The organism is Nocardioides sp., from assembly GCF_016462705.1.
GTDB lineage: Bacteria > Actinomycetota > Actinomycetes > Propionibacteriales > Nocardioidaceae > Nocardioides.
The window spans coordinates 1-7,699 of record NZ_JAEMSS010000189.1 but is presented as its reverse complement, the minus strand read 5'-3'; the positions used below and the strand labels follow the sequence as shown (position 1 = coordinate 7,699).

The 7,699-nt window shown below is 73.5% G+C and carries 5 protein-coding genes; 4 read left to right on the top strand and 1 reads right to left on the bottom strand.

Going from position 1 to position 7,699, the window contains the following annotated elements; all coding sequences use genetic code 11:
* From JHD21_RS18635 to cydD, 3 genes are all read left to right on the top strand, one after another.
* The coding region (locus JHD21_RS18635) for a cytochrome ubiquinol oxidase subunit I (protein ID WP_292678257.1) at positions 1-1,273 on the top strand (1,273 nt) is incomplete at its 5' end.
* 18 nt (positions 1,274-1,291) lie between these two features.
* Positions 1,292-2,314 (top strand): cytochrome d ubiquinol oxidase subunit II, encoded by a 1,023-nt coding sequence (gene cydB / locus JHD21_RS18630; RefSeq protein ID WP_292678255.1) that lies wholly within the window; start codon positions 1,292-1,294, stop codon positions 2,312-2,314.
* Positions 2,311-5,703 (top strand): thiol reductant ABC exporter subunit CydD, encoded by a 3,393-nt coding sequence (gene cydD / locus JHD21_RS18625; protein WP_292678253.1) that lies wholly within the window; start codon positions 2,311-2,313, stop codon positions 5,701-5,703. Before cydB ends, cydD begins: the two co-directional genes overlap by 4 nt.
* Here cydD and JHD21_RS18620 read toward each other — a convergent pair.
* Positions 5,693-6,385: a helix-turn-helix domain-containing protein gene (locus tag JHD21_RS18620; RefSeq protein WP_292678251.1), complete on the bottom strand. Its 693-nt coding sequence runs from the start codon at positions 6,383-6,385 to the stop codon at positions 5,693-5,695. The two genes, cydD and JHD21_RS18620, sit on opposite strands and share 11 nt — an antisense overlap.
* A gap of 72 nt (positions 6,386-6,457) precedes the next feature.
* Here JHD21_RS18620 and JHD21_RS18615 point away from each other — a divergent pair.
* Positions 6,458-7,699: MFS transporter (locus JHD21_RS18615; RefSeq protein WP_292678249.1), on the top strand; the 1,242-nt coding region annotated here is incomplete at its 3' end.

The window sequence follows — 7,699 nt, the reverse complement described above, 5'->3', positions numbered from 1 at the left end:
CGCCATCGGCGTGGTGACCGGCATCGTGCAGGAGTTCCAGTTCGGGATGAACTGGAGCGACTACTCCCGGTTCGTGGGCGACGTCTTCGGGGCGCCGCTGGCGATCGAGGGACTGCTCGCCTTCTTCCTGGAGTCGACGTTCCTGGGTCTGTGGATCTTCGGCTGGGACCGCCTGCCGGAGAAGGTGCACCTGGCCTGCATCTGGCTGGTGCACGTCGGCACGCTGTTCTCGGCGTACTTCATCCTCGCCGCCAACTCCTGGATGCAGAACCCGGTCGGCTTCGGCTTCAACCCGGAGACCGGCCGGGCGGAGATGACCGACTTCGCGGCGGTGCTGTTCAACAAGGTGCAGCTGGTGACCTTCCCGCACGTCGTGCTGTCGGCGTACATGACGGGCGCGGCGTTCGTGGTCGGGGTGGCGATCTGGCAGCTGCGCCGGCACCGCACAGAGGCGGAGACGTCCGACAGCGGCGACGCCGCGATGTACCGCAGGGCCGCCCGGACCGGCGCCGTCCTGATCATCGTCAGCGGCCTGGGCGTGGTGGCGACCGGCGACGTGCAGGGCAAGATCATGACCGAGGTCCAGCCCATGAAGATGGCGGCGGCCGAGGCGCTCTACGAGACCGAGGACCCCGCGGCGTTCTCCATCCTCACCATCGGCAGCCTGGACGGCTCCGAGGAGGTCTTCGCGATCAAGATCCCGCGGCTGCTGTCCTTCCTGGCCAACGGTGAGTTCAGCGGCGAGGTCAAGGGGATCGACGAGCTGCGTGCGGAGTACCAGGAGACCTACGGCCAGGACCCCGGGGCCTCGTACTACTCCCCCGGTGACTACACGCCCGTCATCCCGCTGACCTACTGGACGTTCCGACTGATGATGGGCCTCGGCCTGGCCGGCATGGTGGTCGGCGCCTGGGTGCTCTGGGCGACCCGGCGTGACCGGGCGCCTACCGGACGGCTGTTCCTGTGGTCCGCGCTCGCCCTGCCGTTCCTGCCGCTGTTCGCCAACTCGTTCGGGTGGATCTTCACCGAGGTGGGCCGCCAGCCGTGGTCCGTCTTCGGGCTCCTGACCACCGAGCAGTCGGTGTCCCCGACGGTGAGCACCGGCGAGGTGCTGACGTCGCTGATCACGCTGACCCTGGTCTACGGCGTCCTCGCCGTGGTCGAGGTCAAGCTGCTGTTGACCTACATCGCCAAGGGTGCCGACGCGCTGCCGGAGTCCTCGGACGACGACGGCCCCCTCGACCCCGACCGGCCGCTGGCCTTCGCCTACTGAGACCGGAGAGAAGACGTCATGGAGCTCACCACCGTCTGGTTCATCCTGATCGCCGTCCTGTGGGTCGGCTACTTCACCCTCGAGGGGTTCGACTTCGGCGTGGGCATGCTGCTGCCGATCCTCGGGCGTACCGACACCGAGCGCCGGGTGCTCATCAACACCATCGGACCGGTCTGGGACGGCAACGAGGTCTGGCTGCTCGTCGCCGGCGGCGCCACCTTCGCGGCGTTCCCGGAGTGGTACGCCACGCTGTTCAGCGGGTTCTTCCTGCCGCTGCTGCTCATCCTGGTCGCGCTGATCGTGCGGGGGCTCGCCTTCGAGTACCGCGCCAAGCGCGACGACGACGCCTGGCGCCGCAACTGGGACCTGGCGATCATCGTCGGCTCGTTCGTCCCTGCCCTGCTGTGGGGCGTCGCGTTCGCGAACATCCTGCGCGGGGTGCCGATCGACTCCGAGATGGAGTACGTCGGGGGGTTCTTCAACCTGCTGACGCCGTACGCGCTGCTCGGTGGGGCCATGACGCTCCTGCTCTTCCTCACCCACGGCGCGATGTTCGTCGCCCTCAAGACAGACGGGGAGATCCGGGTCCGCGCCCGGAGCCTGGCGGTCCGCCTCGGCCTCGGGGCCGCGGTGGCCGCGGTCGCGTTCCTGGGCTGGACCCAGGTCAAGACCGGCACGGTCGCCTCGGCGGTGGCGTTCGTGGTCGCCGCCCTGGCCCTGGTCGGCGGGCTGCTGGCCGTCACCCGGGTCCGGGAGGGCTGGGCCTTCCTGGGCACCTTCGTGGCCATCGCCGCCGGTGTCGCCGGGCTGTTCCTCGGCCTGTTCCCCGACGTGATGCCGACCAGCCTGGCCGACGGGGTCACGCTGACCACGACCAACGCCGCGGCGACCGGCTACACGCTGAAGATCATGACCGTCACCGCGGTCATCTTCACGCCGCTGGTGCTGGCCTACCAGGCCTGGAGCTACTGGGTGTTCCGCAAGCGGATCGCGGTCCACCACATCCCCACCGCCCAGGCCGTGGTCTCAGCGCAGTCGTGAGGCCGTCCGACCCGTGGCTGCTCCGCCAGCTGAGACCCGCGCGCGACGCCCTGCTGGCGGTCGTGGGCTACGGCGTGGTGTCGTGCGTGTTGGTGATCGCGCAGGCCTGGGCGGTCACCGCGCTGGTGATCGCGGTGCTCGACGACCGCGCGCTGACGGTCCCGGCGGCCCTGGTGGGACTCGTCCTGCTCGGCCGCGCCGTGGCCGGCTGGTTGAGCGAGCGGGCCGCGGCGGACGCCGCCGCGACGGTCGCGAGCTCGCTGCGGGGGCAGCTCGTCGACCGGGTGGTCGCGCGAGCCGCCGGCGGTGACGCCGGCACCGTCTCGGTGCTGCTGACCCGGGGGGTGACGGCCATCGAGCCCTACGTCACCCGCTACCTCCCGGCCCTCGTCCTGGCGACGTTCCTGCCCGGGCTGACCGTCGTCGTCATCGCCACGCAGGACCTGCTCAGTGCGGTGATCGTGGCGCTCACGCTCCCGCTGGTCCCGGTCTTCGGGGCCCTGGTCGGCCTGGCCACCCGCGACCGGGCCCGGTCCCAGTGGCGGGAGATGTCGTCGCTGTCGGGCCACTTCCTCGACGTCGTCCGCGGCCTGCCGACCCTGGTCGCCTTCCGCCGGGCGCGTCCCCAGTCCGGCCGGATCGCCGAGATCAGCGACCGCTACCGGCGGGCCACCCTCGACACCCTGCGGATCGCCTTCGCGTCCTCGCTCGTGCTCGAGCTCGTGGCCACGCTGTCGGTGGCGCTGGTCGCGGTGACCACCGGCGTCCGGCTCGCCGGCGGCTCCCTCGACCTGCACACGGCGATGGTCGTGCTCCTCCTCGCCCCGGAGGCCTACTGGCCGCTGCGCCGGGTCGGTGCGGAGTTCCACGCCGCGGCCGAGGGCACCGCCACCTTCGAGTCCGTGCGCGACCTGCTCGCAGAGAGCGAGGCGGACGCTGGCATGGACGCTGGCATGGACGCTGGGGCGGAGGCCGGGGCGCCCACCATCGACGCCGCCCCCCGGCCCGGCGCCGCGCTGGTGCTGCGCGGCGTCACGCTCACCCATCCCGGACGTGCCCGTCCGGCGGTCGTGGACCTCGACGGCGTGATCCCGGCGCGCGGCCTCACCGTCGTCACCGGTCCGTCCGGGTGCGGCAAGTCCACCCTGCTCGACGCCCTGGCCGGCCTGATGCCGCTCGGCGGCGGCTACCTCGGCGCCGACGGTCTGCCCGTGGGTGGACCGGCCTGGCGGGCGCAGGTCGCGTGGCTGCCCCAGCGCCCGCACTTCGTGGCCGGCAGCGTCGCCGACAACCTGCGCCTGGGTTCCCCGGACGCCTCCGACCAACAGCTCTGGGAGGCCCTGGCGCAGGTCGCCCTCGAGGAGCGGGTCCGCGCGTTGCCCGACGGCCTCGACACGCCTCTCGGGGAGGACGGCACCACCCTGTCCGCCGGTGAGCGGGCCCGGCTCGCCCTGGCCCGCATCGTGGTGGCGGACCGCCCCTGGATGCTGCTCGACGAGCCCACCGCGCACCTCGACGAGCTGACCGAGCGGGTCATCACCGACACCCTGCTCGCCCTCAGCCGGCGCGGCGCCGTCGTGGTCGTGGCGCACCGCCCCGCCCTGGTGGCTGCCGCTGACCACGTGCTGGCGCTGCCGGCCCAGGTCTCGGCCACCGCACCGACGGTCCCCGTGGCTGACCCGACGGGGTCCAGCGCTCCCCCGGCTGCGGATGCCTCGCCCGAGACGGACCTCGACGGACAGCCCGAGGCCGCTCCTCGTCTGGGCTTCAGGCTGGCCACCCTGCTCGGCGGCCTGGCCTCGGCGTCCGGCGTCGCCCTGACCGCCACCGCCGGCTGGCTCATCGTCCAGGCGTCGACCCACCCCGCCGTGCTGACGATGCTCGTGGCGATCGTCGGCGTCCGCACCTTCGGCCTGGCCCGCCCGGTCCTGCGGTACGCCGAGCGGCTGCGCTCGCACGACGCCGCGCTGCGGCTGCTCGCCGAGCGCCGGGTCCGGGTCTACGACGCCCTGGTGCCGCTCACCCCCGGCAGGCTCGGCCGGCGCCGCGGTGACGTGCTGTCGTCGGTGGTCGACGACGTCGACTGCGTCGTCGACCGCGAGCTGCGGGTCCTGATGCCGGTCCGCGGCTACGCCGTCGCGGCCGTGCTCGCCACCGCGGTGGCGACGTACCTGCTGCCGGCCGCCGGACTGGTGCTGGCCGTCGGCTGCCTGGTCTCCTCCCTGGCGTTCGTGGTCGCCCGCCTCGGCGCCCGACGCTCCGAGCGCCTGGCGGTCGAGAGCCGCGCGGCCCTGTCCGCCACCGCGGTCGAGGTCGTGCAGACGGCCCGGGAGCTGCGGATGTGGCAGGCGGCTCCGCAGGCCGCCGCGCGGGTCGTGGCCCTCAGCGACCTGCTCGGACGGAGCACCCGGCTCAGCGCTCGCAGCACGGCGACCGCGCGGGCGCTGGTGCTGTCCGTCGCGGGTCTCGCCATGGTGACGATCGCGCACCAGGCCGCCGGTCCCGTCGCCGACGGCCGGCTGTCCGGCCCGATGATGGCCCTGCTGGTCCTCCTACCCCTGGCGCTGGCCGAACCCGCGGCGGCGCTGGCCGACGCCGGGACGCTGTCGGTGCGCACCGACGCCGCCGCGGCCCGGCTGGCCCGCTGGGAGCACCTCGCCCCCGCCGTCCGCGACACCGTGCCCGGGTCCGCGCCCACGTCCCACGAGCTGGTGGTCGACCGCGCCCAGGCGCAGTGGGACCAGCGGGAGGCGCCGACCCAGGAGCTCAGCCTGAGCCTGGCCCAGGGCGAGCGGGTGGTCCTGGTCGGCCCGTCCGGTTCCGGCAAGAGCACCCTGGCGGCGCTGGCGATGCGCTTCCTCGACCCGGTCCGCGGTCAGGTCACCCACGGGGGCCGGCCGCTGCGCGACCTCGCGCTCGACGACGTACGCCGGGTGACCGGGCTGGTGGACGACGACCCCCACGTCTTCGCGACCACGCTGGTCGAGAACGTCCGGTTGGCCCGACCCGGGGCGAGCGACCTCGACGTCGCGCAGGCACTGGTGGAGGCCCGTCTCGGACCCTGGGTCGCGTCGCTTCCCGACGGTCTCGACACCTGGATCGGCGACGGCCACGCGGGCGTCTCCGGGGGCGAGCGAGCCCGGATCGCGGTGGCCCGCTCGCTCCTGGCCGACCAGCCGGTGCTGGTCCTGGACGAGCCGGCCGCGCACCTCGACCACGCCACCACCACCGAGCTGGCGGCCGAGGTCCTGTCCGGTCCGAGGCGGCGTTCGGTCCTCTGGATCACCCACGCCGACGTCGGGCTGGACCTGGCAGACCGGGTGGTCCGCCTGGCCGACCCCTACGAGCCGCTCGACCGGGCCGCCGGCGCGGTGCCCGTCACCGGCTGAGCGCCAGCTGGGGCAGCTCCAGCAGGCAGGCGCCCGGCTCGGCGAACGGGCGCAGCCCGGTCCCCTCGGTGCTCTCCCCCAGCCGCTCGAGGACCCCTCGGACCATCCCGAGATGCACGGCGCAGACGACGTCCGGGAAGCGGTGTGCCGTCTCGAGCAGCGGACAGCGCTCCAGCCGCACCACCGTCGGCTCCTCGGGTGCGACCCGCGGCGCGAACCGCAAGTCGTCCAGCGTGGCGACCACGACCGAGGCCGCGGTCGACGACCCGTCGTCGTCGTGCTGACGGACGACCATGTCGCGGCCCCAGGCCCGGCCCTGGGCCTCCGCCACGGCCGTCGGGTCGGCGGCGGAGCCGGCCACGGCGCGGGACAGCGCCGCGGCCAGGCCGGCGTACTGCGCCTCCTCAGGCCCACCCTCCCAGCTCAGGTAGAGCCAGGCAGGCCGTCCGCGGCCGGTCGCGGGGGCCCGGGTGCGCCGGACCCTGCCGGTGCCGACGAGTGCGTTGAGGTGCTCACGCACCGTGTTCTCGTGCAACCGGGTGAGGCGGACGAGCGCGGCGACGCTCACGGGCTCGGGCTGCCCCCGGACCGCATCGAGGATCGCGGCCCGCGCGACCGACAACGGCCGAGGGGGGCTCGCGGCCCGCGGACCAAGACGTGACCCTAAGACCCTATTTTCCACGGAGCCAACTGTAGTAAATGTGGAGCCTGTCGGATGACGCCCGCCGACGTGAGTCGACGAGAGGACCGCGGCATGGCCGAGGAACCCACCCTGCGGAGCCCCTGGCTCATGCTGGGATTGGCGACGCTGGGATTCGCGGTCAACTTCTGGGCGTGGGCGCTGATCAGCCCCCTCGGCCCGATGTTCCGCGACCAGGGCACCCTCGGCGAGCTCACCGAGTCCGACGTCGCCCTCCTGGTCGCGGTCCCCGTGGTCGTCGGCTCCCTGGGACGGATCCTGGTGGGCGCGCTCACCGACCGCTACGGCGGCCGGGTCATGTTCCCAGTGGTCTCGGCGGTCACCATCGTGCCGATCCTCTTCATCGCCTTCGTCGCCCTCGAGTCCTACACCCTGCTGCTGGTCGGCGGGTTCTTCCTCGGCATCGCCGGCACCGCGTTCGCCGTGGGCGTGCCGTTCGTCAACGCGTGGTTCCCGCCCGAACGCCGAGGACTGGCGGTCGGCGTGTTCGGGGCCGGCATGGGCGGCACGGCCATCAGCGCCCTGACGACGGTCAAGCTCTACACCAACGTCGGGGACAAGGCGCCGTTCCTGATCACCGCCGTGGTCCTCGCCGCCTACACGGCCCTGGCGTGGTCGCTGCTCCGGGACGCCCCCGGTCGGGTCGTCCCCACCACCAGCCTGGCGGTCCGGCTCAAGGCGAACGCCCGGCTCTCGATCACCTGGCAGGCGTGCATCCTCTACGCCGTCGCCTTCGGCGGCTACGTCGCGTTCTCCGTCTACCTGCCGGCCTACCTCAAGACCGCACACGGGCTGACCCCGGCGGACGCGGCCAACCGGATGGCCGGCTTCGTGGTGGTCGCGGTGATCATGCGCCCGGTGGGCGGCTGGCTCTCCGACCGGTTCGGCTCCATCCCGGTCCTCTCCGCCGGCTACGCCGTGGTGGTGGTCTGTGCCGCCATCTCCGCCGGGACACCGCCGCTCGACGGGATCGGCACGGTCGCCTTCCTGGCCATGGCCGCGGCCCTGGGCAGCGGCAGCGGGGCGACCTTCGCGCTCATCGCCCAGGTGACCGACCCCGCGCGGGTCGGCGGCGTCACCGGCCTGGTCGGCGCCGCGGGCGGCCTCGGCGGGTTCGTGCCGCCCCTGATCATGGGCTTCGTCTACGGCCGGACCGACTCCTACGCCATCGGGCTGATCCTGCTCTCGGTGACCGCCGCGCTCACCCTGGTCCTGACCCTCACTGTGGTCCGCCGGACCGCGGCCGGCCGTGCCACGGCCATCCCTGCCCCCACCCCCACCGGAGGTTCCTCCTCG